Origin of the sequence: Oceanidesulfovibrio marinus (assembly GCF_013085545.1) — a bacterium.
Lineage (GTDB): Bacteria > Desulfobacterota > Desulfovibrionia > Desulfovibrionales > Desulfovibrionaceae > Oceanidesulfovibrio > Oceanidesulfovibrio marinus.
Genome location: NZ_CP039543.1, coordinates 2,311,298 through 2,337,556 on the forward strand (window position 1 = coordinate 2,311,298; position 26,259 = coordinate 2,337,556).

24 protein-coding genes are annotated in these 26,259 nt (G+C 65.3%); 3 read left to right on the top strand and 21 right to left on the bottom strand.

Translation table 11 applies throughout. The features are described from left to right. Positions 1-2: 2 nt before the first annotated feature. The 3 genes from E8L03_RS10325 to E8L03_RS10335 are packed head-to-tail and all read right to left on the bottom strand — an operon-like array spanning position 3 to position 3,107. On the bottom strand, positions 3-1,046 hold the full coding sequence (locus tag E8L03_RS10325) for a polyprenyl synthetase family protein (RefSeq protein WP_171267296.1): 1,044 nt from the start codon (positions 1,044-1,046) through the stop codon (positions 3-5). A gap of 20 nt (positions 1,047-1,066) precedes the next feature. Then, positions 1,067-1,786, bottom strand: coding sequence for a futalosine hydrolase (mqnB, locus tag E8L03_RS10330; protein ID WP_171267297.1), 720 nt, complete (start codon positions 1,784-1,786; stop codon positions 1,067-1,069). Positions 1,787-1,790: 4 nt separating this feature from the next. After that, positions 1,791-3,107, bottom strand: coding sequence for a nucleotide sugar dehydrogenase (locus tag E8L03_RS10335; RefSeq protein ID WP_144305981.1), 1,317 nt, complete (start codon positions 3,105-3,107; stop codon positions 1,791-1,793). A gap of 59 nt (positions 3,108-3,166) precedes the next feature. On the opposite strand from E8L03_RS10335, the gene E8L03_RS10340 reads away from it, so the two are divergent. Beyond that, on the top strand, positions 3,167-3,364 hold the full coding sequence (locus E8L03_RS10340; RefSeq protein WP_144305982.1) for a DUF2065 domain-containing protein: 198 nt from the start codon (positions 3,167-3,169) through the stop codon (positions 3,362-3,364). Here E8L03_RS10340 and E8L03_RS10345 read toward each other — a convergent pair. The 7 genes from E8L03_RS10345 to ahbB all read right to left on the bottom strand — a co-directional run bounded on the left by E8L03_RS10345 (position 3,361) and on the right by ahbB (position 12,712). Then, on the bottom strand, positions 3,361-4,113 hold the full coding sequence (locus tag E8L03_RS10345) for a ubiquinone/menaquinone biosynthesis methyltransferase (protein WP_235896675.1): 753 nt from the start codon (positions 4,111-4,113) through the stop codon (positions 3,361-3,363). The genes E8L03_RS10340 and E8L03_RS10345 overlap by 4 nt on opposite strands. Further along, on the bottom strand, positions 4,106-4,285 hold the full coding sequence (locus tag E8L03_RS10350) for a hypothetical protein (protein WP_144305983.1): 180 nt from the start codon (positions 4,283-4,285) through the stop codon (positions 4,106-4,108). Before E8L03_RS10350 ends, E8L03_RS10345 begins: the two co-directional genes overlap by 8 nt. Positions 4,286-4,581: 296 nt before the next feature. Then, complete coding sequence (locus E8L03_RS10355) at positions 4,582-8,625, bottom strand: coiled-coil domain-containing protein (RefSeq protein ID WP_171267298.1); 4,044 nt, start codon at positions 8,623-8,625, stop codon at positions 4,582-4,584. Positions 8,626-8,947: 322 nt separating this feature from the next. Continuing rightward, complete coding sequence (gene cobJ / locus E8L03_RS10360; RefSeq protein ID WP_171267299.1) at positions 8,948-9,718, bottom strand: precorrin-3B C(17)-methyltransferase; 771 nt, start codon at positions 9,716-9,718, stop codon at positions 8,948-8,950. Beyond that, positions 9,715-10,809, bottom strand: coding sequence for a cobalt-precorrin 5A hydrolase (locus E8L03_RS10365; protein ID WP_171267300.1), 1,095 nt, complete (start codon positions 10,807-10,809; stop codon positions 9,715-9,717). The genes cobJ and E8L03_RS10365 overlap by 4 nt, the downstream gene beginning before the upstream one ends. A gap of 6 nt (positions 10,810-10,815) precedes the next feature. Further along, positions 10,816-12,084 carry a glutamate-1-semialdehyde 2,1-aminomutase gene (gene hemL / locus E8L03_RS10370; protein WP_144305987.1) on the bottom strand — a complete coding sequence of 423 codons (1,269 nt, stop codon included), beginning with the start codon at positions 12,082-12,084 and terminating at the stop codon, positions 10,816-10,818. A gap of 136 nt (positions 12,085-12,220) precedes the next feature. Continuing rightward, positions 12,221-12,712 carry a siroheme decarboxylase subunit beta gene (gene ahbB / locus E8L03_RS10375; protein WP_235896676.1) on the bottom strand — a complete coding sequence of 164 codons (492 nt, stop codon included), beginning with the start codon at positions 12,710-12,712 and terminating at the stop codon, positions 12,221-12,223. A gap of 203 nt (positions 12,713-12,915) precedes the next feature. Here ahbB and E8L03_RS10380 point away from each other — a divergent pair, with 203 nt between their 5' ends. After that, positions 12,916-13,908 carry an NAD(P)H-dependent glycerol-3-phosphate dehydrogenase gene (locus E8L03_RS10380; protein WP_171267301.1) on the top strand — a complete coding sequence of 331 codons (993 nt, stop codon included), beginning with the start codon at positions 12,916-12,918 and terminating at the stop codon, positions 13,906-13,908. A 115-nt stretch (positions 13,909-14,023) separates the two neighbouring features. On the opposite strand, the gene E8L03_RS10385 is transcribed toward E8L03_RS10380, so the two are convergent. The 9 genes from E8L03_RS10385 to E8L03_RS10425 form a co-directional block, all read right to left on the bottom strand. Continuing rightward, the gene (locus E8L03_RS10385) at positions 14,024-14,422 is read right to left on the bottom strand and encodes a secondary thiamine-phosphate synthase enzyme YjbQ (protein WP_144305990.1); all 399 of its coding nucleotides are present in this window, start codon (positions 14,420-14,422) and stop codon (positions 14,024-14,026) included. Between the two features lie 158 nt (positions 14,423-14,580). After that, positions 14,581-15,369 (bottom strand): precorrin-4 C(11)-methyltransferase, encoded by a 789-nt coding sequence (gene cobM, locus E8L03_RS10390; RefSeq protein ID WP_171267302.1) that lies wholly within the window; start codon positions 15,367-15,369, stop codon positions 14,581-14,583. Between the two features lie 4 nt (positions 15,370-15,373). Further along, entirely contained in the window at positions 15,374-16,606 is a 1,233-nt protein-coding gene (gene cbiE / locus E8L03_RS10395) for a precorrin-6y C5,15-methyltransferase (decarboxylating) subunit CbiE (protein ID WP_167512522.1), read from the bottom strand. Between the two features lie 10 nt (positions 16,607-16,616). Continuing rightward, positions 16,617-17,780: a cobalt-precorrin-5B (C(1))-methyltransferase CbiD gene (cbiD, locus tag E8L03_RS10400; protein WP_235896677.1), complete on the bottom strand. Its 1,164-nt coding sequence runs from the start codon at positions 17,778-17,780 to the stop codon at positions 16,617-16,619. After that, positions 17,777-18,892 carry an FUSC family protein gene (locus tag E8L03_RS10405; RefSeq protein ID WP_171267303.1) on the bottom strand — a complete coding sequence of 372 codons (1,116 nt, stop codon included), beginning with the start codon at positions 18,890-18,892 and terminating at the stop codon, positions 17,777-17,779. The genes cbiD and E8L03_RS10405 overlap by 4 nt, the downstream gene beginning before the upstream one ends. Before the next feature lie 3 nt (positions 18,893-18,895). After that, positions 18,896-19,579 (bottom strand): precorrin-8X methylmutase, encoded by a 684-nt coding sequence (locus E8L03_RS10410; RefSeq protein ID WP_171267304.1) that lies wholly within the window; start codon positions 19,577-19,579, stop codon positions 18,896-18,898. Continuing rightward, a complete protein-coding gene (locus E8L03_RS10415) occupies positions 19,569-21,104 on the bottom strand; it encodes a cobyrinic acid a,c-diamide synthase CobB (protein ID WP_171267305.1) in 1,536 nt (511 codons plus the stop codon). The genes E8L03_RS10410 and E8L03_RS10415 overlap by 11 nt, the downstream gene beginning before the upstream one ends. Positions 21,105-21,142: 38 nt before the next feature. Then, positions 21,143-21,409: a DUF493 family protein gene (locus tag E8L03_RS10420; RefSeq protein ID WP_235896678.1), complete on the bottom strand. Its 267-nt coding sequence runs from the start codon at positions 21,407-21,409 to the stop codon at positions 21,143-21,145. A gap of 5 nt (positions 21,410-21,414) precedes the next feature. Further along, positions 21,415-21,651 carry a hypothetical protein gene (locus E8L03_RS10425; RefSeq protein ID WP_171267306.1) on the bottom strand — a complete coding sequence of 79 codons (237 nt, stop codon included), beginning with the start codon at positions 21,649-21,651 and terminating at the stop codon, positions 21,415-21,417. 122 nt (positions 21,652-21,773) lie between these two features. On the opposite strand from E8L03_RS10425, the gene E8L03_RS10430 reads away from it, so the two are divergent. Next, positions 21,774-22,382, top strand: a complete 609-nt coding sequence (locus tag E8L03_RS10430) for a DUF445 domain-containing protein (RefSeq protein WP_144305997.1) — start codon at positions 21,774-21,776, stop codon at positions 22,380-22,382. Positions 22,383-22,721: 339 nt separating this feature from the next. On the opposite strand, the gene E8L03_RS10435 is transcribed toward E8L03_RS10430, so the two are convergent. Continuing rightward, positions 22,722-24,032 carry an NTP/NDP exchange transporter gene (locus E8L03_RS10435; RefSeq protein ID WP_144305998.1) on the bottom strand — a complete coding sequence of 437 codons (1,311 nt, stop codon included), beginning with the start codon at positions 24,030-24,032 and terminating at the stop codon, positions 22,722-22,724. A gap of 202 nt (positions 24,033-24,234) precedes the next feature. Beyond that, the gene (locus E8L03_RS10440) at positions 24,235-26,124 is read right to left on the bottom strand and encodes a hypothetical protein (RefSeq protein WP_144305999.1); all 1,890 of its coding nucleotides are present in this window, start codon (positions 26,122-26,124) and stop codon (positions 24,235-24,237) included. Between the last annotated feature and the right edge of the window lie 135 nt (positions 26,125-26,259).

Here is a 26,259-nt window from a genome sequence, read left to right on the forward strand (position 1 = left end):
ACTTATTTGTTGCGGCGTACCACGTACTCCAGCGCCTCACCCAGGAGTTCCGTCTCCGGGGAAGGCGGCAGCCCCTGCAGGCTTGCCCGCGCCGCTTCGGCGTAGCCGGCGGCTATCTCCCGGCCGCGCTCCACGGCGCCGGTTTCCCGTACACGCTGCACGGCGGCTATGACCAAATCCAGATCCTGCTGGGACATGGCCCGGCCCTTGTTGTTCTGCACGTCGTCGCTCTGCGTGCCGGCGCCCGTGTTGCCCATGTCAGTAATCCCGATGCGCCGGACCAGCTCCTGCAGCTCGTTCCGCTCCTCCGGAGCAGCCGACTCCAGGTACAGAATGAGCGGCAGCGTGGCCTTGCCCTCGCGCAAATCGGCGGCCACGGTCTTGCCGGCCTCCTCCTCGCTGGAGGCGTAGTCCAGCACGTCGTCCACCAGCTGGAAGGCGATGCCGAGATTAAGGCCGAACTGTGCGGCCTGCTCTACACCGGCATTGTCCGCCCCGGCCAGCAATGCGCCGCAGCGCGTGGCCGCCTCGATAAGATAGGCGGTCTTGCCGGTAACGATCTCCAGATACTCCGCGTTGGTCAGGCTCATGTTGCCCACCTGGGCGATCTCGCGGATCTCGCCCGTGGCCGTGGCCATGATCGCCTCGGAAATGGCGTTGGTCAGCCGCGCGTCTCCGTACTCGGCAACGATCTTGTTGCCCAGTGCGAGTAGCGCGTCGCCGCCCAGGATGGCGGCGTGTCTGCCGTACACGAGATGCGCGGAAGGACGCCCCCGCCGCAGGTCCGCGCGGTCCAGGATGTCGTCGTGCAGCAGCGTGGCCGAGTGCAACAGCTCCAGGGACGAGGCCATGGGGTAGGGATCGCCCTGTCCGCCGAATGCGCGGAACGAGATAAGCGTGAGCAAGGGGCGCAGACGTTTGCCGCCGGCATTCAACACGTGGCGCGCGATAGGCTGGACAAAGGGATCGAGCCGCCGGACACAGCTGTCCAGATGCTCGTTGATGGTGGGGAGCTCATTCCCCATATAGGCGATAAGGGCGTGCATGGGTGGGTTGATAGCTGCTTTTACGTCCCTTTAGCAAGCGTCCGTCCGGGCCTGATGAGGCGTGGCACCGCGGCTGCCAGGGTTTCCAGCGCGGCCTGCAGATTCCAACCGGTACGGCTCCCGACCTCGTTGGACACGCCGCGCAGTTCGATGAACGGGACGGCCGCGCGCATGGCGGCCAGCGCCCAGGGAAAGCCTTCCATGTTCTCGGTCAGCGGCGCATATTGCGCCACGATGCGCTCGCGTGTCTGACTGCAGGCAGTGACCCCGGCCACGGTGACCGACGGCCCGGCCGTGCACTGCGGGAGCTCCGCGCCTATCCTCGCTGCGTCGCCTTCCGGGTCGAGCGCCACCGTGTCCCAGACCTCGACGCCTTTGCCGGCGTGCTGCGGAAACTTGAGGCCCCGCGGGTCCACACCTTCCGGCGTGCGCAGACCGTACTCCGGGAATATCTCGCTGTCGGCCAGGGCAAGGCTGCCGATGGGAGCACGCGACGTATCGAACGTACCGGCCACACCTACCAGAACCACGCCGGCTATCGTACCAGAGGCCAGGGCCGCGCCGGCTGCCAGGGCCGCGTTCACGGGCCCCACGCCGGTCACCAGCAGCGCTGTCTCCTGGCCCAGAATCGTCCTGCGTTCGATCGTACCCGGCCCAGGGAGCGCGCCGGCAGCGCCCTCGCACAGGCTCAATGCAGCCTCCAGCTCCATGGCTGTGGCGGATGCGATCAGCAAGGCCATGCGACTACAGGCGCCAGTAGGCGAGCCCCGCGGACTCGAAGGTTTCCTTGTCCAGGAAGCCGCGGACATCCACCACCACGGCGGCGTCCGGGTTGCGGAACATGGCGCGCACCTTGTCCGGCGTGAGCGCGGCGAACTCCTGGTGCGACACGGCCACGATCACGGCGTCCAGGTCGGTCATGGCCTCCATGCCCACCAGATCCAGGCCGTACTCCTCCCGCGCTTCCTCTGGAACCGCGAGCGGATCGTGCACCAGAACCTGGCAGTTGTACTCCTCGATCTCCCTGATCACATCGGTGACGCGGGTGTTGCGCAGGTCCGGCACGTTCTCCTTGAAGGTAAGGCCCAGCACGCCGACCCGGCTGGCACACGTGCAGCCGCCATTGCGCACCATCATCTTGATGCAGGTCTGGGCCACGTGCCGGCCCATGTCATCGTTGATGCGCCGGCCCGCGAGGATGACCTCGGGGTGGTAGTCCAGCATCTGCGCCTTGAAGGTCAGGTAGTACGGGTCCACGCCGATGCAGTGGCCGCCCACCAGACCCGGTGAGAACGGGAGGAAGTTCCACTTGGTGCCGGCCGCCTCCAGAACCTCGCGCGTGTCGATGTCCATGCGGTCGAAGATCAGCGAAAGCTCGTTCATCAGGGCGATGTTCAGGTCGCGTTGCGTGTTCTCGATGACTTTGGCGGCCTCGGCCACCTTGATGGTGGAGGCGCGGTGGGTGCCGGCCTTGACCACGGTGCCGTAGAGCTTTTCCAACAGTGCGCCCGTGGCTTCGTCCTGCCCGGCCACCACCTTCACGATGGTCTCCAGGGTGTGGACTTTGTCGCCGGGGTTGATGCGCTCCGGTGAGTAGCCCACGGTGAAGTCCGGGCCGCAGCTCAAGCCGGACTCCCGCTCCAGCAAGGGCACGCAGATTTCCTCGGTCAGACCGGGGTAGACCGTGGACTCGTACGCCACGACCGAGCCCTTGGCCATGTGCTTGCCCACGGTGATGGACGCGGAGCGCACCGGCGTGAGATCCGGGTTGCGCGAGGTGTCTATGGGCGTGGGCACGGCCACGATGATGACGCCAGCCTCGGCCAGGCGTTTGGGATCGCTGGTGAAGTCGATGTCCGCGCCCTGGAGCCGCGCATCGTCCACCTCACGGGTGTGGTCGTGCCCGCCCTTCAACTCGGTAATGCGGCTGTCGTTGATGTCGAAGCCGATGACCTTGAAGTGGGGGGCCATGGCCACGGCCAGCGGCAGGCCCACATACCCCAGGCCCACCACGGCGACAGCGCGCTCCCTGTTCTGTAATGATTCAAAATCTACAATCATATCAGAGCCCTTGTGTGTACTTCTTTACATATGGTTCGTATCCCGGCTATGCATGCGGGATGGACTTCAATTGGAAAACCTTCATCACGGCCCTTGGCCTGGCGTTCGTCATCGAGGGACTGCCCTACTTCCTGTTTGCGGAACGCATGCCGAAGATCCTTGCCATGCTTGCCGAACGGCCGCCGTCCTTTCTGCGCGGCATGGGGCTCATGGCCATGATCATCGGCCTGGCCGTGCTTCTTGTCGTTCGCGCCTAGCCTTCCGCGCGCCGCGGCGTCTCTGCGATGTGCAGGTTCACGATGCCCCAGCTGAGCGGCAGGCAGTAGACCGTCTCGAACCCGGCGTCCAGCAGCTCGCGCGCCAGGGCCCGCTCATCCGGAAAGGCGCGTATGGTGTCGGCCAAGTATTGGTAAGCCGCCTTGTCCCCGGAAACGATGCGCCCGGCCAGCGGCAGCAGATAGTTCAGGTACAGGTTGTAGATGCCGCGGAGGATGCGCTTCTTGCCGCTGCCGAACTCCAGGATGAGGAACTGGCCGCCCGGCTCCAGCACGCGCAGCACCTCGGCGTAGGCGTCCTGCCTGGGAACGATGTTGCGAATGCCGAAGGCCACGGTCATGCACTGGGCCGAGCCGTCGGCCAGGGGCAGCCGCCTGCCGTCCGCCACCACACGGGAAACGCGCTTCTCCAGCCCGCGCTTGGAAATCTTCGAGGCGCCCTGGTCCAGCATGGGCTTGGAGAAATCCACAGCCGTGATGCGCGTGGCCTGGTAGCGCTTTGCCAGCATCACCGTCACGTCCAGCGTGCCGGCGGCAAGGTCCACGATGTGGCCCCGGCCCCCGGGCGGCTCGGCCTCGCGCACCAGCACCTTGCGCCAGTGGATGTCCAGCCCCAGACTGAGAAAATGATTGAGAAAGTCGTACCAGCGCGAGATGCGGCCAAACATGGAGCGCACCCGCCCGGCGTGTGATTCCTTGCGTTCTGCTTCCTGCAGCGACTCCTCAGTCACGTTCCTCCCCTTGGACCGGACCGCCTGCGTCGTCGCGCAGTGTTTCCCGCACCTTCTCGTAGATGGCGGGGAAGAACTCCTGAAAGTTTTGGGGCGATACCCGGCCCACCTCGATGAACTTGACCACAATCTCCTTGGTCACCTGGAGTGCTTGCGCCTTCTCCTTGTCCACGTCGTATGCCTCCGCGCCGCGCACCGGTGCTGTCCGGCCGCGGTTTCGCTGGTTTCAAATCGTCTGGCGCACCTTGCCGCGCATACAAAAAACCCGTCCGGGGGGAAATGGCCTCGACCGCGTCAGAGAGCTCGCCGGACGGGAAAAAAGAAAAAACCCGAGAGGCCCCTTCTTTTTTCTGGTTCGTTATCACTGTCCGCCCGTGCAGTCGAGAGCGTGAATTGCCCCTGCAACGAAGAAGGGCCGCATAACGCGGCCCTCAGAAATTGTCATGAGTTTCAAGCTGCTGACTGCGGCTACTCCTCCGCCAGCAGGTTGCTGATCTCCTCGCGGATGATCCGCGCGGCCGACTTGGCCGCTTCCTTTTCTATGGTCGCGGTCATCTCCTGGCGCAGCCGTGCAGCCATCACGTTCCAGTCCTCGTGGCTCACTGTCTTGCGCTCCAGCTGCTCCACACCTTCGCGGATCACGCGTTCCAGCTGCCCGGTCAGGTTGCCCACCAGGTTCTCGTAGATGTCGGAGTCCTCGGAGAGCGAATCGCGCATTCTGGACTCCACGGCGTCGGCAATGGCCTGGCTCGCATCCTCGCCAATGGGCATCTGACCCAGACGCTGCTCCACGTCGGCCGCGACAGACTCGCGGAACCCAGGCAGCTTCTCTTCCAGTATCTCGGAAGCGGCGGTGCGCAGCTCCTTGGCTGTGGGCCTGGCCTTGGCGGCCAGCTCTTCCAGATGCGCGTCGAGTCGTTCGTGCTCCGCAGTCGCGGCCGCTCCCACGCGCTGATCGATCGATGCCTGGAGCGTGCCCAGGGCCTTCTCCATGGCCGGGGCCATGCGCTCGTCCACCACGGCCGCCATGTCGCTGCGGGAGACGCCTTCCTCGCGGAACCTGCGCAACGCCTCGTCCAGCTTGTCCGCCAGCGACTCCAGCTCGTGCTGACGCTCCTTGGATATCTCGCCCAGCCGCTCTTCCAGCCGGCTGTGGAACGGACCGCCTTCGTCCATGGCCTCCACGATGCCGCTGCTGATGGCGTTGATGACCGGATCGGGCACGGTATCCGGATCGCCGAACCGCTCGATGACCTGGCTCAGGCGGGACTCCAGCGCCATGTTGTCCAGCCGCGCCGACTCCTCCATGGAGCCGATGCGCTCCTCGATGCGGGACGCAATGGCCCCGCCGGAAGCCAGCGCCTTGCCCAGCTCGTCCTGCAGGGCGGTGCGTACAGCTTCTTCGCTCACGCCGCTTTCCTTGGGCTGCGCCGCCGCGGTCTCTTCCGCCGTCTTGCGGATGCTCTCCATCTCGTCGGAGAGCTCGCTCTTCAGATTGCTCACAGCCTGCTCGATCTTCGCAGTCAGCGCTGCGGCAATGGAACCGTTCTCGGCAAGCTCCTTGTCCAGCTCTTCGCGCAGGGTCGTGCGGGTGGATTCGGCCAGCGCGCCCTCGGCAGGCTGCGCCGCCGCGGTCTCTTCCGCCGTCTTGCGGATGGCTTCCATCTCGCCGGAGAGCTCGCTCTTCAGATTGCTCACAGCCTGCTCGATCTTCGCAGTCAGAGCTGCGGCAATGGAACCGTTCTCGGCAAGCTCCTTGTCCAGCTCTTCGCGCAGGGTCGTGCGGGTGGATTCGGCCAGCGCGTCCTCGGCAGGCTGCGCCGCCGCGGTCTCTTCCGCCGTCTTGCGGATGGCATCCATCTCTCCGGAAAGCTCGCTCTTCAGATTGCTCACGGCCTGTTCGATCTTCGCAGTCAGCGCTGCGGCAATGGAACCGTTCTCGGCAAGCTCCTTGTCCAGCTCCTCGCGCAGGGTCGTGCGGGTGGAGTCGGCCAGCGCGTCCTCGGCAGGTTGCGCCGCCGCGGTCTCTTCCGCTGTCTTGCGGATGGCATCCATCTCGCCGGAAAGCTCGCTCTTCAGGGTGCCCACTGCCTGTTCGATCTTCGCAGTCAGAGCTGCGGCAATGGAACCGTTCTCGGCAAGCTCCTTGTCCAGCTCCTCGCGCAGGGTCGTGCGGGTGGTCTCGGCCAGCGCGTCCTCGGCAGGTTGCGCCGCCGCGGTCTCCTCCGCTGTCTTGCGGATGGCTTCCATCTCGCCGGAGAGCTCGCTCTTCAGGGTGCCCACTGCCTGTTCGATCTTCTCCGCAATCTTCGCGGCAATGGAGCCGTCGTCGGCCACGGCGCCTTGCAGCGCCTCGTCCACGGTGGACTGCGCCTTCTGCGTCGCGGCGCTCTCTACGGCATCCTGCGTGGGGGCCTGGGAAATTTTCTCGGAAAGCGCATCCAGCTCGTCCAGCCGCGCCACTTTCTGTTCCAGCGCGTCAAGCTGCCCCGCTTTCTGCTCCAGCGTATCCAGCCGCTCGGCATTGGCCGCACGGGCCTGCTCCAGCGAGGCTTCCAGTCCTGCCACGCGGTTTGCCAGCTCCTCGTCCCGGCTCGGCTGCATCTCGCCGAGGCTTTCCCGGAACGCGTCGAGCTGCTGCGTCACCAGCGCAACCACGGCGCCGTTCTCGCCAAGGTTCTCGTCCAGCCGTTTCATGGCGTCGCGCAGGGAATGCTCCAGTGTTCCGGCGGATTGCGAAATGCGGTCGAGCTCGCCCTCCAGTGTGGAGATGCGCTCCATGAGCCCTTCCCGCTCGGCAGCGACGTCTTCCAGGGCGTTGATGCGCGACTCCATGGCCTCCAGCGTGGCGATAAGCTGCTCGGCTGCTTCCTGGTCGAAGGCTGGTTGTGCCACAGGTTCGGGCGCGGGTTCGGGAGCGGCCGCCACCTCTTCCTCGATGGCCGCCTCTTCGGCAACAGCTTGCTCCGAAGCAGGCTCCTCGAATGCAAACTCCTCGGCCGCCACCGCCGCCTCTTCCGGCAGCTCCGCCTCGAAGCCGAAATCCTCCTCGGCTGCAGGTGCTTCCTCTTCCAGCAGGAACTCGCCGGCCTCGATCTCCTCTTCCAGGGTAAACTCGTCGGCAGGGGGTTCTTCCAGCGCGAACTCGCCGAGCTCGGTCTCTTCCTCAAGGCTCAGCTCGCCGCCCTCGGCAGGGGTCTCCTCCAGGGTGAACTCTGCAGCCGGAGCCTCTTCCTCGAACTCCAGCTCCACCTCGGGAGCCTCCAGCTCGAAGCCCGGCTCTTCCTCGGGAGTACCGGCGGCCTCTTCCGCCTCCGGCACCTCGATGTCCCACTCCCCGCCGGCATCGGCGGCAGGAAGCTGCTCGCCGGTCTCGCCCAGGCCCATGACGTCGCCGAGCTCCCCAAGACCGCCCAGGGACTCGTCAAAGGTATCGGAAAGGTCCACCAGATCCTCCCCGAAATCCACGGCCTCGTCGTTGGCCAGGGCAGGCGCAGGCTCGCCGGCTTCTATAATGTCCTCCAGGCCCAGGTCGATGAGATCGTCGCCCTCGCCGCCGGGAGCGGGCTCGGTGATGTCTTCCAGATCCAGCGCGGTCTCGTCCTCGACCGCGAAATCGCTCATATTGAACTCGGCCTCGGCGCCGCCCTCTTCCGGCAGCTCCAGATCCGAAATCAGCTCTTCCAGGCCAAGCACATCGAGATCATCATCCGCCGGCCGGGCTGCCTCGGGCTCTGGTTCGGCCATGCCCTGGACAGCCGTGCTCTCGAACTCCATCTCGTCCAGGCCGAGCTCTGCCGCTTCGATGTCCGCCGTGGAAGACATGGGGCCGATGTCGTCGGCCGCGCCCTCGTCAGCGCCGAGCAGATCGTCCAGACCGGATATGTCGAAGTCCTCGTCGGCCACAAAGGCGTCGGCCTGGTCCTCATTATCGTCGTCCTCGCCCAGGTCCAGGGTCAGCTCGTCCTCGGCCTCCAGCTCGAAACCGCCCACGTCGGCGACGCCCTCGTTCTGGCCGGTCATGACTGTTGTGGCGGCCAGGTCATCGTCTTCTTCCTGATCCCCGATGGCGAAGTCTCCCAGGTCGTCCAGATCGTCGAGGTCCCTGTCGCGGGAGCTGAGCACCGTGGTGGCGGCAAGGTCATGGTCTTCGGAGATGTCCAGATCGGCTGTGGCGGCCAGAGGCGCGCCCAGGTCGAGGATGTCGTCTTCGCCTTCTGTTTCCAGCTCGAATCCGCTGAGGTCGAGGGCGTCGCCTTCGAGCTCCAGATCCACGGACGGCGCGTTGTCCCGGGCGGAGGCCCCTGCACGGGGCGGGGCCTGGGTGGCGGACTCGTCGTCCACATCCGACCCGGAAAACAGATCTTCCAGCTCCTGCTCAAAGCTCATGTCGAGATCGGAGGAGCCCATATCGAATGCATCATCCCCGGAATTGCCGGCTGACGGGTTCTCTACGACATCGGTCAGCTCGAGAACTTCGTCTTGCAGGTCCAGTTCAGGAACCTTGGACATACGTCACCTTCCGTTCGTGATTTGTGTGGTCGGAAAGCAGGAAGGAAAGAATCGCATCGCCGCCGTCTGCGAACCGGGTTACGGCGCATCCGGCAATGCAGGGAGTTGGCGACTCACTGGCGCGATATCGTCCGTTCATACGCGCATCTCGCATGGCCTGTTGCGTGACGGACTCATACAACGTTCTTCAATGCACTCGCGATGCAATTGCGTCCCAAACATTATGGTTTTGTCTAATCTACAACACCTGATATGGAAACACAAAAATCGTAAGTATGCAAGGCATTTTGAAATTCAGCGGACATGGCACCCCTGCCGGGCCTCAAGAGTCCTCCTGGCTGTCCAGGCCGTACTTCTTCATATAACCACGTGGTGTGACTAGATGTTTACCCAGAACGCGTGTGCTTTCCGAACCGATCACCAGCACCGTCAGCATATCGACCGTATCCGGATCGAGCGTTCCCAGGGTCTCCACACGCACCTCCTGCCCGGCTCGATAGGCCTGCCGCACCACGCCTACCGGCGTCTCCGCGGGCTTCCACTGCCGCAGCAGCTCCAGCACCCGGCCAAGCTGCCACTGCCGGCCCTTGGAGCGCGGGTTGTAGAGCACCAGCACGAAGTCGCCCTGCGCCGCATGTGCAACCCGGCGTTCGATCACATCCCACGGCGTCAGCCGGTCGCTCAGCGACACGGCCGCAAAGTCGTGCATCAACGGCGCGCCCAGAAGCGCGGCCGCCGCGCTCAGCGCAGAGACGCCCGGTACCACCGTGATTTCGACGCGGTCGGCGTAGCCCTTGTCGTAGGCCAGCTCATACACAAGGCCCGCCATGCCGTAGATGCCGGCGTCGCCGCCGCTGACAACGGCCGTGGGCCGGCCGGCATAGGCTGTCTCCAGCGCCGCACTGCAACGCGCTACCTCGCCGGTCATGCCAGTCTGGAGAATGTCCTTGCCCTCCAGCAGCCCGGCCGGCAGCAGATCCAGGTAGCGGCCGTAGCCGGCAATCACCTCGGACCGCTCCAGCGCATCCACGGCCATGGGCGGCAGCAGGCAGGGGTCGCCCGGCCCGGTGGACACAACCCACAGCGGCGTCACTTCAGCACCGCCGCGGCCAGCGTCACGCCGTTCCAGACAGTCTTGTGCGCCATCAGCTGCCCCTCGTTGGCCAGCAGCTTCGCCGCGGCCTCGCAGACGCTTTCAACGCCCATGTGCCTGCACACGCATTTTGATGGATTGGGCACCGTCATCCTGTTCAGCTCGCGCGCCGGATACGTGGTGAACGAAAGGTCCCGGCGGCGGGCGGTCTCGATGATGCCGGCCTCGTCGGCCTTGGCGTCTATGGAAGCCAGACCGCGGACCGCGCCGGGCGCAATCGCGTTGTCGGTAAGGAATCGCTGCAGGGCCGCGTCCAGGGTCTGGGCCATGGTTCCCCGCCTGCAGCCCACGCCCACGCAGACCACCGGCGGCGCAAGATGGAGCACGCCCTCTGCCGCGTACGTCGGCTGGATGCGCCAGTCCACGGCCACGGCCGGAGCCGCGAGCCCTTCCGGAGAGTCCACCCGCTCGAAGAAATCCCCGTGGTCCGCATCCAGTCCGAGGCGGTTCTCCGGGTCATAGAGCTGCGGCCTGGAGCCGGTCAACAGCGCGGCGCTCACGGCGCGGACACCGGCGATGTCCGTGATGGCCAGACCGGCCGCTGCCGCGAGCACATCCACGGCCGGCAGACCGGCGGTATCCGTGGCGGTAGTGATAACGGCTTCGCCGCCGGTGACGCCGGCCACCTCGCGCGCCAGGGCGTTGGCCCCGCCCAGATGGCCGGAGACAAGGCTGACGGCGTGGCGGCCTGCCTGATCGCAGACCACCACGGCCGGATCGTGTTGTTTATCTACCAGCAATGGCGCCAGCAGGCGCACGGCAATGCCGGCCGCGCAGATGAGCACGTGGCCGTCGCTGGCGCGGAACTCCTGCGCCAGGGCCTCGCCCAGGCTTTCAAAGACCTGGGCGTTGTCAGCCACTGCGCCGTCGCGTTCGGCGACGCTGCTGCTTACGTGGAGCACACCGCCCAGGCTGTCCGCTATCCGCCGGCCAAGCGCCGCGCCGTCCGGGGTGAGCGCCCAGACCGCCAGCCGCGCGCGTTCGGACTTCCCGCTGGTGCCCGACGTCTTCTGGTTCAGAAACTTCTCCATGGCCAGCTAGAACTCGACCTTTCCGGCCGCTTCCAGCGCCTGCTCGAAGTCCTGCTCCGTATGCGCAAAGGAAACCATGGTGCACTCGAAGCCGGATGGCGCCAGGTAGACGCCGGCGTCGCGCATCTGGCGGTAATAGCTGGCGTACATCTCGCTGTCCGCCTTTTTGGCCGATTCGAAGTCCGTCACCGGGCCGTCCGTGAAGAACAGGGTGTACATGGAGGCCATGGTGTTCAGCGTGACCGGGGCGCCCTTGCCCTTCAGAATGGCGGCAAGCTCCGTTGCAAAGGCCTTGGTCCGCGCCTCCAAACCGGCGTAGTCGGCCTGCTCCAGCACGTTGAGAGTCGCCAGGCCCGTAGCCATGGCCACCGGGTTTCCGGAAAGCGTGCCTGCCTGGTACACGTCGCCGCAGGGTGCGATGCGCTCCATGATCTCGCGCTTGCCGCCGTAGGCGCCCACCGGGAACCCGCCGCCAATGATCTTGCCCATGGTGGTGAGGTCCGGGGTGATGCCGAAGCGCCCCTGGGCGCCGGCATAGGACAGGCGGAAGCCGGTGATGACCTCGTCAAAAATGAGCACCGCGCCGTAGGCGTCGCAGATGTCGCGCAGGCCCTGGAGGAATCCTTCGGCCGGGGGCACCAGGCCCATGTTGCCGGCCATGGGCTCCACGATGATCGCGGCGATGTCGTCCGCGCACTTCTCGAACAGGCAGCGCACGGCCTCCAGGTCGTTGTACGGGGCGAGCAGCGTATCCTGCACCGTGGCCGCCGGCACGCCGGGCGTGCCCGGAATGGAAAGCGTGGCCAGGCCGGAGCCGGCCGCGGCCAGGAAGGCGTCGGCGTGGCCGTGGTAGCAGCCCTCGAACTTCACCACCTTGGTGCGACCGGTGTAGCCGCGCGCCAGGCGCAGGGCGCTCATGGTGGCCTCGGTGCCGGAGTTGACCATGCGCACCATGTCAACGGAAGGCAGCGCCTCGCAGACCTTCTCGGCCAGCAGCACCTCGCCCGGACAGGGCGCGCCGAAGCTCGACCCCTTGTCCAGCGCCTCGCGCGCGGCGTCCAGAACCTGCGGGTGGCAGTGGCCCAGCAGCAGCGGGCCCCAGCTCATGACAAAATCGATGTACTCTTTGCCTTCCACGTCGGTAATGTGCGAACCATAGCCCTTCTCGATGAACACAGGCTCCGCCGACACGCCGAGGCAGGCGCGCACCGGGCTGTTCACGCCGCCGGGGATGCGTTGGGACGCACGCTCGAACAGTGCTCGCGATGTCTCCATGATAAATGTCCTCTCCTGAAATGGCTGCAGATGTGCATAATGGGAAGCGTTCCCGCCAACCTGTCCGCGCGCGGCGGCCCCACGGCCTGATTCCTCGGCCGGAGCCCGGACAGCGCACGCCGTGGCAAGAACGCTTCTAGAAATAAGTCATGGAGGATTTCTTGAGCTCCTTCTGACTGAACAGGAGCGCGTAATCCTCGATGCCGGTATCCCTGGACAGTTCCTCCACCGTGGCCAGGCACTCCTCGCGGGATTTGCCGTGCACCATGGTGTACAGCGAGTACGGCCAGCGCTCGGCCGCCTCGCCCGATGCCGGAGGCTTGCGGTAGTAGGCGTGGGAGACGTGCCGGCTCTTGGCCATATGCGTGCCGGCCGCGTCGCGCACGGCGTCGTCCTCAACGCGCCACGCCACCATCACGTTGGCGCCGAAGCCCGCTTTCTGGTGCTTGAGCGATGCGCCGAACCGGCGGATGACGCCCGACTCCACACACTCCTGCAGAAGCTGCAGCACCTCGTCCTCGGTGGCGCCCACCTTCTCGGCAATGCGTGCGAACGGCGCCGGGTCGTCCGGCAGCACGCCCTGAACCTCGCGCAGTATCGCGCGTTCCTTCTCGCTGAACTCTCTCATGGTATGCTCCATGGGCGAATGGCCGCCCTCTCATCTTACAGAAAGCAATACGGACTACCAGGACCGAGCGGCAACTGGCAAGTTCCCTGCTCTCTCCTCTTGCCTCCATATGCCGGGAGGCGGTACCTTACCAGATGCTACGGCGCGGCGCTCGTCCATGCCACGGGCCTTGCGTCTCGATATCACGAACCACTGGAGGATTCATGAAGATAGCGGTCATCGGCGGCGGCAGTTGGGGAACAAGCCTGGGCAACATGCTGGCCAAAAAAGGCCTTCCCGTCTCCATCTTGGTTCGGGAGCAGACCTTGCTCGCCCAGTTCCGCTCCAAGCGCGAGAACACTTGGTACCTGCCGGGCATCACACTGTCGGAAAACCTCGTCGCCTCCCTGGAGATCGAACAGGTTCTGGACGGCGCGTCCATCTTCCTCGTCGCCGTGCCCAGCCAGTTCGTCCGCTCCGTGCTGCGCGACCTGCGCTACCTCCTGCCACACAAGCCCATAATCCTCTGCGCCAGCAAGGGCATCGAGGTGGAACGCCTCAAGACCATGAGCGAGGTCGTCTCCGAAGAGCTCGGCGGCCTCAAGTCCTCCTTCGCCATGCTCTCGGGCCCATCCTTTGCCCTGGAGGTCTGCAAGGAGCTGCCTACGGCCGTGGCCCTGGGCTGCGCCGACAAGAAGCTGGCCAAGGAGCTGCAGGAAACGCTGAATACCCCATACTTCCGCGTGTATACCAACACCGACGTCCGTGGCGTGGAGCTGGGCGGCGCCGTGAAGAACATCATCGCCATCGCCGCCGGCATCTCCGACGGCCTGCACTACGGCACCAACGCCCGCGCCGCGCTCATCACCCGCGGCCTGGCCGAGATGAGCCGCCTGGGCAAGGCCATGGGCGCCAAGGCCAATACCTTCATGGGTCTGGCCGGCCTGGGCGATCTCGTGCTCACCTGCACGGGCGAGCTCTCCCGCAACCGCCGCGTGGGCCTCATGCTCGGCGACGGCCAGAAGCTCACCGACATCCTCGCTGAAATGAAAATGGTGGCCGAAGGCGTGAAAACCACCGAGGCCGTCCACCTCCTCGCCGACAAGCTCGACGTGGACCTGCCCATCACCGACATGGTCTACCGCATCCTCTACGAGGATAAAGACCCGGACAGCGCCGTGCGCGACCTCATGAACCGCCCGCTCAAGGAAGAGTAATAAGCTATATTTTGTTTGCAGCCGGCAACGGGGGACTCTGTCCCCCGCGCCCCTGCCAGGGGAGCACCGCTCCCTGGTGGGAGCCCGAGGGCAAAGCCCTCGGACTATATCGACACTACGCAGCGGGCAGGAGCTGGGCCCAGACCTTGCGGGAGCGGGGGCCGTCGAACTCGCAGAAGTAGACGCCCTGCCAGGTGCCGAGCACGACTTGGCCGCGGCTGACGACGAGCAGCAGGGAGGGGCCGAAGAGGCTGGACTTGATATGCGCGTCGGAGTTGCCCTCGGCGTGGCGGTAGTCGCCGGAGTGCGGCACGAGCGTGGCCATGTTGACCACGATGTCGCGCATCACGCTGGGGTCGGCGTTCTCGTTCACGGTGAGGGCGGCGGTGGTGTGGGCGCAGAACAGGAGCAGCGCGCCCTCCTCCAGGCCGGACTCCGCCACGATGCGCTGCACCTTGTCCGTAATGTCCACCAGCTCTTCGCGCGAGCCGGTTTTGACGTCGATCTGCTGCATGGTCGCTCTCCTTGCGGATGTATTGCTGTGGGACGGCCGGCACGGCCAGCGCGCAAAGGCACGGCGGTCCGGGCCGGATTGCATCCGTATACCACAGGATGGAGAACGCGGCGAGGCTGAGCGACCGCGCCGGGAGAGGAAGGAATACGGGAGACGAATCAGTCGTCGTCTGCCGGACGGCAGCCGTGGCCGAACTCCGGGGCGTACAGCCGGGAGCGCGCCGCCTCGGCATTGCCGGTCTGCCAGGGCAGGACCAGGTAGACGGTCTGCCGGGTAAGGCTGCGACCGCGCACCAGCTCTGCCACCTCGCCCAGGCGGACGTGGTGGATGGACTCCTCGGGTTGCCCCACCTTGTGTGCCACCACGATGGGCGTGTCGTCATCCAGGCCGGCGGCGTGCAGGGCTTCCTGCAGCTCTTCGGGCTTCTCGCCACTCAGATACACGGCAATGGTGCAGCCATGCGCCGCCAGGGCCGCGAGTCGTTCGCGCTCCGGCACCGGGGTGCGGCCGGCCAGCCGGGATATGATGACGGTCTGGGTCCGCTCCGGCTCGGTGAGCCCCACCTTGGCGGCGGCCGCCGCGGCAAAGGCTGCTGTCACGCCCGGAACAATCTCATAGGACACGTTTTCCGCATCCAGCAGCGCGGCCTGCTCGCGCACGGCGCCATAGAGCGATGGATCGCCCGTGTGCACGCGGGCCACCACGCCGCCGTTTCGCACGGTCTCCATGATCATCGCGTGGGTCTCTTCCAGAGTCATGGACGCGGAATCGGCGATGCGTGCGCCTGCCTTGGTTCCCTGCAGGGTCTCGCGCGGCACCAGGGAGCCGGCATAGAGCACCAGGTCGGCCTCGGCGATGCGCCTGGCGGCCTTGAGGGTGACAAGCTCCGGATCGCCGGGGCCTGCGCCCACAAAGGAGACGGCCGGTCTGGGATGCGGATCGGCCACGGCCCTACTCCGGCTTGTTTGCGCTGATGATGAACACGGGGTTGTAGGCCTTGAAATGCATGTCGCCGGCAAGCTCCCGCGACTGGCTCGGGTGGATCAGCGTGACCTCGTGCGGCCAGTTGTTCTGCTTGAGGAACGCCTTGGTCAGGGCCAGGGTGTCCAGCAGCACGCAGTGGATGACCAGGCGGCCTCCGGGCGAAAGGCGCGCCGCGGAGTGCTCCAGCATCTCCGAGGTAGTGGAGAGCCCGCCGCCGATGAATATCTTGTCCGGATCGGGCAGCTCGTCCAGGCATTCCGGCACGGTGCCGTGCACGGGCTCCACGATGAGCGCGCCGAAGCGCGCCACGTTGCGGCGGATGTCGGCCACCCGTCCGCCCCGTCGCTCCACGGCGACGATCCTGCCACGGCGGATGATCGCCGCAGCCTCGATGGACACGGCGCCGCACCCCGCGCCCAGGTCCCAGATCACATCGCCCGGCACAGGTCCCAGCCCGGCCAGGCCAACGGCGCGCACCGGCCACTTGGTGATAACGCGGCTCTCGCAGCTGAACTCCTCGTCCGGAATGCCGATGCGCAGCTCGTCCGGCGGGGGCATGGTCCGCTCCACGAGCACCATGTTCAACCGGGAAAAGCTCGTCTGCGCCGCTTCATCCAGAGTGTAGCGGGTCACGCGCTCCCTGTCGCTCTCCATGTCCTCGAACACCCAGAGCATAAAGGGCTGCTTGTGCGGGGCATCCTCGTCCACGGCTCGTTCCAGCAGCGTCTGGGCGATGGCCGAGGGGATGTTGCGCCGGTCGGTGAGCACGGCCACGCGGTCGTGCAGCATGAGCATGGAAAGGAGCTCGCCCATGTTCTCGCGGCCGTGCAGGGAGACGGAGACGACCTCCTGCCACGGAATCTTGATGCGCGCCGCCGCGGCCTGCAGGCTGGAGATGTTGGGAAGGATATCCACCTCGCCCTGGCCGAAACGCCGGACGAGCGTGTCGGCGATGCCGAAGTAGAGGGGGTCGCCCGAGGCGACGACCACAACCTCTTTGCCCTCCTTCAGCCGTTCGGCGATGGTGTCCAGAATGGGGTCGACAGGCGCCTTGACCACGATCTTCTCGGCCGGGTGGTCGTCGTACCACGCGAGCTGCCGCTCGCCGCCCACCAGCACCTGCGCCAGATAGATCCGCTCTTCGTGCTCCTCGGGCAGCGTGCCCGGGTCCATACCGAGTCCAACCACGTACAAAGCCATAGAGTTTTCCTTACGACGTTGCGTCAGATTCCACCAGACAGACGATGCGCCCGCTCTCATCAAAGACAGCCAGCCCCACCGGCATTGTGCCGCCGGCGAACCGGCAGGCATGCGCCAGGGCGTCGTGCGCCAGATCCTCGACCAGACGCCGGCCAATGGCACCGCTGCCGTCGCACTCGGAGATAGCCCGCAGCACGCCCCGAGCCGTGGCGGACTCGCGCGCCTTTGCCACAAACTCCCCGGCCAGACCGGCCGCACAGGCCCTGTCCACCAGGCCCGGAAGATCGAGCTGCCCTTCCCTGGCGTGGGTGGAGGCCAGCCCCTGGGCCATCTTGACCAGCTTGCCGAAGAACACGGCCCAATGGGCCTTGTCGAAACCTCGTTTTCCGGCCTCCTCGCACCCGGCGGCGAACAGGTCGCCGGCCTGGAGAAAGGCGGTAGGCGGCAGATCGGGCCAGAGCCCTCGCGCAAACCGTTCGCTGCGGCCGCCCGTGGCCAGAACCACCTGGCGCACGCCGGTGGCCTTGGCCACATCCAGGGCCTGGCGCACCGTGGCGAGGTACGCCTCGTGACTGAACGGCTTGACCGTGCCGCGCGTCCCCAGGATGGAGATGCCGCCGAGGATGCCCAGCGCCGGGTTCATGGTCTTCTTGGCCAGGCGCTTGCCCTCGGGCACGGAAACCACCACCTTGAGTGCGCCGATGTCCCGAGCCCCGGCCATGTCCACGGCCTCGCGCACGGCGAGTTCTATCTGCCGCATGGGCTCCGGGTTGATGGCCGCTCGCCCCGGAGGAACGGGCAGGCCCGGCAGGGTGACGCGGCCCACGCCAACGCCGCCCTCGATGATGATCTGTGGGGAAGGATCGGCCGGTTCGCCTGTTTCCTTTACCGGCATGACCTCGGCCACGATGAGCGCGCCGTCGGTGGCGTCCGGATCGTCCCCGGCATCCTTGATCACGCCGGCGCGGACATGGCCGTCCAGCACCGTGCATTCGCTGATCGGAATCACGAGTTGGTGGGGCGCGTCGGCTTCGTTCCAGGAGGACGGCAGCGTGACCACGACGGACTCGGACGCACCTGCTCCCAGAAGCGCCAGGGTCGCGGCCTTGGCCGCAGCGGATGCCGCCGTGCCGGTGGTGAATCCGGTGCGCAACGGTTTGTCGCCGCGCATCATGCGCTCTCCACAGCCTGTTTGCGCCGCTTGCTGTCGGACTGCTCCAGCCTGGCCAGGAGCTCGAATCCGCGCAGGCACTCCGAGGCGGTCTCCCGCATGGCAAAGACCAGGGAGAAGAAGTGCGAGACTTCGGAAAGGCCGAAGGAGAAGGACTCCTTGCGCCGCCGCAGCTCCACCAGGGCGTGCTCCACCTCGTGCAGGGCCGAGCGGATAGCGTCCGCCTCCGGACCGCTGTGGCGCGGCCTGGGTCCTTCCTCGGCCACGTACGCACCCATGGACCGGAGCGCTTCTTCCGTGGCGTGAGCCAGCGCGAGCAGCGGTTTCCGCAGGCGCTTGTGCAGCTCCTCGGTGGCAAGCTGGCGCGCGGCATGGTCCAAAGACAAAAGGTTTTCGAAAACCCTGAGATCCCAGTCCACCAGCGCGGCCACCACCAGGCGGCGCCGCGAAAGCCCGGTGGGCTCCTTGCGCGCCTCGTTCAGCAATGTGGCGTTGGCGCTCTGCTTGGTATGGATGCGGGTCTTGAGCTCGCCGACGCGGTTGTTGTCGTAAACGCCTTCCAGGCAGCCGGTAATCAGGGCCGTGTAGAGCTGCGCCTCGGTCCGCAGGTTGCTGGCGATGCCGGATATCAGGCCGGCTGTGGCTCGCGACGGCAGAAAGAACATGGACACGACCATGGCCACGGACACGCCCATGGATATCTCAACAAAACGGACAAAGGCCGTGTGGGCCACATGGTGCTGGTCGGCTCCCACAAGGATGACGATGCCCGCGGTGATGCAGGCCATGCGAAACGCCTCGTGCAGGTAGGTCAGGTAGCCGCAGACCAGCAGCGTGAGAAAAATGGCAAGGCCCAGGGAGAGCGGCGTCTGCCCGAGTATGGACACGGCAATGGCGCTCAGGGAGGCGCCGATTCCCGTGCCGATGATGCGCGACCATCCGGCGTTCAGGGAGCGGCCCATGGTGGCGTGCATGACGATGATCGCGGAGATCACGGCCCAGTAGCCCTCCTCCATCTGGGTCACCTCGGCGATCACATAGGTCAGGACGGCGGCTACGCCGACGCGTAGAGCATGCCGCACCTGAGCGGGTTCCCAATGCTTGGCTAACTCCACGGGCTACTCCTTGCCGGAACCGGCCGCCCGTGTGTCGAGCGCGATCTGGGCTAGCGCATTGAGCGCCGCCGCAGCCAGGGCCGAGCCGCCTTTGCGGCCGGTGATGGTGATGTACGGCGCAGGCGACTGCTCCACAAGCAGCGCCTTGGACTCCGCCGCGTTGACAAAGCCCACGGGCATACCCAGCACCAGGGCCGGGGCGATGGAGCCCTCGCGGCAGCGCTCCAGGATGCGCAGGAGCGCGGTGGGCGCGTTGCCCACCAGGAGGATGGCGTTCCTGAGGCTGTCGAAACGCTCCGCGGCCACGTCCACGGCCACGGTCGCGCGGGTGGAGCCCTGCTCCCTGGCGCGGCGCTGCACGTCCGGATCGTTCATCAGGCACTCCACCCGGCAGCCCAAGGGGTCGAACCGCCTGAGCGGCAGCCCGGCGCGGGCCATCTCCGTGTCTGTGAGCACCAACCCGCCCTGGCTCAAAGCGGCGAGCGCCGCGGCCACAGCCTGCGGGTGGAAGCGCACGAGGTCGAGCAGCTCGAAATCGGCCGTGGCGTGGATCATGCGCCGGACAACGACCCACTCGTTGCCGGCAAAAGGGCGCGGCTCCGGCACCTCGGCGTCAATGATGGCCATGGAGCCGGACTCGATAGCCTCCGGCGTGCGGAGGTCCTGCAATATTGTATCATCTGGCATTGTTCTCGTTCCAATGAATGCGGCATTTCGTCACAAAGGCTTCGGCTGCCTGCGGGTTACTCCCGAAGTGCAGGTGCACGTAGGAGGCAAGCACGTCCCCGGCCCGGTATCCGGTGACGGATACGGGTTCGCCCTTGCGGTCGGTGACAAGGTAGACCGGTTGTACCCCGGCGTCCAGCAGCGTTGTCTCGTCCGGAGCCTCGGCCACGTGTGAGTAATGGAACTCGTGGCCGCGCACAACCGTTCCGGCAGGACCCAGGATGGTGTCCTCCGTGGTGGTCACCTCGCGGTAGCCCAGGCCGCGGCGGCGCGTATCCATACGCGAGGCCCAGGGGAAGACGCCGGCCATGAGCTGCCGCCGGCCCTCGGTGTCCGTGAGCGAGCGCATCAGGTACATGTAGCCGCCGCACTCGGCGTACACGGGCATGCCCTTTGCCGCGCGCTTGCGGATCATCTCGCGCAGGCGCACGTTGTGCGACAGGGTCTCGGCGTGGAGCTCGGGGTAGCCCCCGCCCAGGTAGAGCCCGGCCGCGCCGTCCGGCAAGGCGGCGTCGGTAAGGGGCGAAAAAAAGACGATCTCCGCGCCAGACCGGGCCAGCAGGCGAAGATTTTCCTCATAGTAAAAGCAGAACGCGGCATCGCGCGCCACGGCGATACGCACGGCTCCACCGGTGGGCGTGATGTCCAGATTATTGGACGATTCATCCGCATCTCCGGAGCTCTGTTCCGATTCGACAGAGACCGTTTCGCCCTCCTCGTCCGCAGCCTCCGCATCGTCCAGAAAAGTAGACAGCGACGGCAGCGATTCCAGCAGCGCATCCAGGTCCAGCGAGGACTCCACCCAGTCCGCCAGGCGCGTGGTGAACTCTTCGTCCAGGGGTCTGTCATGAGCCGTGACCAAGCCGAGGTGCCGGGCCGGGACCTCCAGCTCCGGGTCGTTTATCAGGCAGCCCAGAAGGCGCGGTTTGTCCAGCCCCTCAAACGCTTCTTCGAGCAGGATGCGGTGGTTGGCGGAGCTGACGCGGTTGAGCGCCACGCCGGCCATGGGCAGGTCGGGATCAAAGGCGGCAAGGCCGTACGCCAGGGCGGCCGCCGTGCGCGCCATGGAGCGTACGTCCATTGTCAGCAGCACGGGCAGCCCCAGCCACTTGGCCAGCTCGGCCGTGGAGCCTGTCTCCTCGCGTCCGGAGGCGCCGTCGAACAGGCCCATGACGCCTTCCACGAGTACGAAGTCGGGCGTGCGGCCGTCGATCTCCTGGCGCACGGCGCTGGAGAAGATGGCCCGGCTGGCGTTGCGGCCCAGTATCCAGCCGTCCAGGTTGTGGCTGGGACGTCCGGTTATGGCGGCGTGGTGGCCGGGATCGATGAAGTCCGGTCCGGCCTTGAAGGCCTGCACCGTGTGGCCGCGGCGGGCCAGGGCCGCAAGCAGCCCCAAGGTGAAAAGCGTTTTGCCCGAGCCGGAACGCGGCGCTGCAACTACAAGGCCGCGCAACGGCCGCCCGGACAGTGCCGAATCAATGGCCATGCCCTACCCCCGCCCTGGTCCGCGGGCCGCCTGGCTGCTCACAATGCGAGCACTCCCGGCACGGTGGACGCCTTCTGGTAGATCATCACAACCTCGTCGGGCGAGGACATGTGCTCCTCGATGGTGATGCTCACATACTTGCCGGTGCGCGAGGCGCGCTCGATGCAGGGCGTCATGTCGAGAACCGCGCAGAGCTGGTTGCTCTGCCCTTGCGGCACGATGAATTTGAACATATACCGGCACGGCCAGTCGTGGCATTCGTGGAGCTTCTGTTTCAGGGATTCGAGGGATTCGTCGGAAAGCACGTCGTTTACTCCTCCCGGCCGAACGCAGCGGCGAGCATCTCGGCGTCGCCCTCCGCGGACTGCGCCTCCAGCTCGTGGCACTCGCCGTGGCAGTGGAAGCCGCTCCCCGCAAGCTCCACGTACCCGCAGGACAGCACCCTGCCGTAGGGCACCTGCTCGCGCATCTCGGCGTGGCCGATCTTGTCGGGAAAAATGATAGGTACGGCGTGGCCGGATTGATCTTCAAAAATTATGTATTTCATTCGCATGGGCTCCTTGTTGGAAACTTTGGATAAAATATGATCTTTCGGTGGCATAGTCCACCCGCCGCACGCGGGAAAGCTGCGCCGCCCCCGTGAACCTTCGACCACCCATAGAATCAGACATGTCCTGGACGATCTTTCTCGTATCCCCGTTGGTCTGTGGCCTTATTGGATGGCTCACCAACCACCTCGCGGTCAAGATGCTCTTCCGCCCGCGCAAGCCGGTGCGCATCCTCGGCTTCACCGTGCAGGGCGTCTTTCCCAAGCGGCAGAAGGCCCTGGCCGCCAACCTGGGCGAGATGGTGGAGGCCGAGCTCATCTCCCACGAGGACATCACCGAGCTGATCCGCGACCCCTCGTTCCAAAAGCGCTTCCACCAGGTGGGCGACGCCTACGTGGACAAGCTCATCAGCGAGCGGCTGCCGGCGGCCATCCCCATGGCGGCCATGTTCCTCAACGACCAGGTCAAGGGCAAGATCCGCGATCTCATCTCAGAGCAGCTTATGCGCTTCATCCCCAAGGTGCTGGACATCGCGGCCGAGGAGCTGGAAGACCAGCTCGACGTGGGCGAGATGGTCCGCCAGAAGGTGGAGGAGTTCTCCATCGAAGAGCTGGAGGCCCTGCTCGAATCGATCATGAAGCGCGAGTTCCGGTTCATCGAATACCTGGGCGGCGTGCTGGGCGCGCTCATCGGCCTGTTGCAGGCCCTCTACTACTGGTACTTCGGATAGCGCCCCGCCCCTTCTCCGCACACAACGGTCCGGTAGATTACTAGGCGCTGTCCGGCAGGCTGTTGCGAAAGGCTTGCGAGCGAGGCGCAAAAAAATTCAAGGACGACGCGTATTCCGACATACACGAGGGCTTGAATTTTCCGCAGGAACGCAGCTATCGGGCCTTTATCAGCACCTCCCAATGGATTACAACGCGCAACCCGGCAGGCTGTTGAGAAAGGCTTGAGAGCAAGGCGCAAAAAAAATTCAAGAACGACGCGTATTCCGACATACGCGAGGGTTTGAATTTTTCGCAGGAACGCAGCTATCGGGCCTTTATCAGCAGCCTGAGCTCCTATCTCATTTGGGATGCCTGGAGTTCACCAGGGCGTAGTACTCCGGCCGGATGGCCCAGATCACTGCGATCCAGATGCCGCAGATGCCCATGATCAGGAAGCTCAAGTTCGGCAGCGGCACCTTGTACGGCAGCCACTGGGTAAAGAGCAAAATGACCATGGAGCCCAGTACCTTGAAGAGCCGGTAGCCGAACATGTCGATCCACGCCTTGGCCTGGTACATGAGCACCGGGTCCACCGGCACGTAGAGAATCTCCTTGGAGGCGCGGTTGATGGAGTAGTTCAGCCCGCGGTCCGAGACCTTGGAGATGGCGCCCATCAGCGCCACCGGCTGGAGGAAGAAGGCGAAGGAAGCAACGCCCATCAGCAGCGGCTGCACCAGCAGCCCGGCGATGACCCCCAGATAGCGGTGCACCAGCGGCGTCACGGCCAGGTTGATGGCGATGGCCACACCCCCCATCACGCTGAAGAACATGGAGAGAAAGGCCGTGCGCTGGTCCAGGTTGGTGTACGCCTTCTCCACGATGGAGAGGAACTGGTAGTCCACCAGAGGCGAGGCAAGCTGCGCCAGGAGCAGCAGCAGCGCAATGAGCCCGATGTAGCGGTTCTTGAAGAGCGCGCGCCAGCCGCGGCCCGCCTCCTTGCCGCGGGCGCCGTCCTTGCTCTTCACCTCGTCATACACCCCCACCCAGCCCAGAAAGAGCGTGAGCGTGAAGATGAGCATGAGAAAGCCGGCCGCCACCAGCAGGATGTCCGCGCTGTCCAGATGCGCCCGCTTGAGCAGCAATGCCGAGATGCCGCCGCCGGTGACGCCGCCCACCAGACCGCCCGTGCCGATGAAACCGTAGTAGTGCCTGCCCTCCTCCTCGGTATGCACGGCGTTGGACAAAGACCAGAACTGCTCCACCAGGATGACGCCCACGATGTCCACAAAGATGTAGTACGCCGCGGCCGAGGCCACCTTGAGGGAGTGGATGCCCACCGCGCCGGCCAGGGTCGTGCTGAAGCAGATGAGCAGCACGGCGAAGAAGAGGCAGGAGCCGAGGACCACGTTCAGCCGGGAGTGCCGCACGATAAGCCGGTTGTAGTAGCCGATAAAGGTGCCCATGGTCAGGGCGGTGCCGATCCACACATACGGCAGCATGCTCGCGCCCAGGTTCTCCAGAAAAAAGGAGCGGCTGGTGGGCTTGAGCAGGTAGAGCGTGGTGATGATGAGGAAGAAGTCGGCAAAGAGAAAGCACGACCGCACCATGGGCCTGCACAGAAACGGCTTCGCCTTCTCGGCGTAGAGCATGCATTGCTTGAGAAAAACCATGGACCTCTCACAAATGAGCAGGAGCTAGGACCGTTCGAGCGCGCGCGGCGTGCGGGTCCCGGGCATGCCGCATCGAGTTACCCCCTGACAAGAGACAAGAGTGCCTACATCCTAGCAGAAATTCCCGGCAATCGTCATGAAAAAAGGCGGCCCCCGCAAACGAAGGCCGCCTGTGCATCATGATCGTGTCGCCTTGCTCCCGCTACTCGATCGAAGTCCGGGGCTTGGACACGGGAGACACGGAGCAGGCCTGGGCGCGCAGAACCAGCGGCTCAACCGGCTTGGTCAGGCCCAGGGCCGCCTCGTTCAGGTCGTAGTTCACGGCCACGCGGCGCAGCTCGCGGATGAAGTCGATGGGCTTGGTGCGGTAGAACTGGATGGACTCGCCGAAGTACTCCGCCTCGTACAAGGGGATGTTGTGGTAGACGCGTCCTTCCTCGGCCTTGGTGCCCACGAAGCGGGAGCCGGCAGCCTCGTCAAAGACCACACGGTCCTGGGCGTCGTAGTGGTAGCCGCTGCCGTACAGCCACTCGTAGAAAGCCTTGCGCTCGGCAGGGGCGCGGCGCTTGGCCGGCTGCTTGCCCTTCAGGGCGTAGGCGTGGAAGTAGGCCACGCCCATGACCTCGGGCTGCCCGTCGCCGTCGATGTCGAAGATGTCGTAGTCCTGGTACTTGTTACGGAAGGTGATGACCTGGCGGAGATTTTCCTCGGTGGAGGGGAAGATCTGCCGCAGCTCGTTGAGGAAGCCGGCGTTCACATGGGTGCAACCGTGGGACATGGGGCCGCGGCTGACCAGCCAGAGATAGGGGTACGGCTTGCCTTCGCGGGCACCGGTCTCGATATGGCGCCAGGAGTCCGGAATCTCGGAGTAGGAGCGCGCATCGATGCGGAACCACAGGGAGTGGAAGGAGTTGTGCAGCTTGGAACCCACGTGCATGTAGGGAATCCAGGGCGTGAAGCCGTAGGTGCCCTTTTCGGAAATATGGTCCGCTATCTTGGTGCGTTGGTGATAGCACACCTGCCGCACACCGGGGCAGGGATACAGCGGAATCTGGTTGCCCTCGTATTTGGCGTACTGGTTCAGCGTGCCCACGGGGTAGATGGCCGTGAACTCCCAATGGTCCACGTAGCCCTTGTCGTTGATGGTGTAGACATCGCCCGCCGCCTCATGGAAAAGGTCGGCGGCCGCGGTGAAGAAGGTCTCGAAGCCGGCGTCGGTCTGGCTCTGCTTGTACGCATCCCAGGCGGCCTCTGCGGCCACCAGCTTCTCGTGCATGGGCGTAGTCATGCTGGTCAGCTCCAGGCGGGTGGGCAGCATGTCGTTGACCACCACGAGCTGGGTGCCGGGATCGGCGTTTTTGGCCTTGGGCAGCTCGTTCTCGGCCCAGGTGCGCAGCCGGTCGCGCATGTCCATCTTGATATGGAAAACGCGGCCCGGGTTGAGGGCGGCCATCTTGGTGATGGCCATGGCGCGGTACGCCTCGGGGTCCATGTAGTCGGCGCCGCCGGCCAGGGCCATGATGCCCTCTTCGTTGATAATCTTCTTGAACCGCTCCCACTGCGTGTTCTGGGTCAGCTCCAGCTTGCCCTCGTCCAGCAGCTCCTGCACGGTCAGATACCGCAGGGCGATGTCCTGCAGGTACTCCTCGATGGCCTCATTGGAGAGCACGGCCGTGACGCGGAGCTGGTTGCCGCGTCCCAGGAAGGTGTGGACCCTCTTGGGGTCCTGGATGCGCGGGGCGAACCCGGTGTAGAACATGGGCTCCAATCTGTAGAAGAAGATGCCCGGAATTTTGCTCTTCGTATCCTTCCAAACAGTCGAATCCACCTTGAGCAGGCCCGGCCTGGTGAGATCGACCATGGCCGGCTCGGCCTGCATGTCCACCTCGGCCGCTCCGGCCTTGGGACGGACCTGGTCATACGCCCAGGCATTCTGCGCCACTTGCTGTGCTTCTTGCTTCAGTGCTTCGTAGTGCTCCGCCGTCATGCCGTCGTTCAGCTGGAACAAGGCGACAAGGAACACGGCCGCGGACAGGGAATACAAAGCGATGCGCATGGCCACGGACCGACCGGAACGGATGGAATGGGTCATGTAGTACACCTCGGTGATACGTCTGTGGCGGCAGGTCGGTAGCCGGCCGCCGGGGAGTGGAGGGCGAACGCAAGGAAAGGCTGAGCGAACGCCGGGTTTACGGCTGCGATGTTTTTGAGTTTAAGTCAGGCTGTG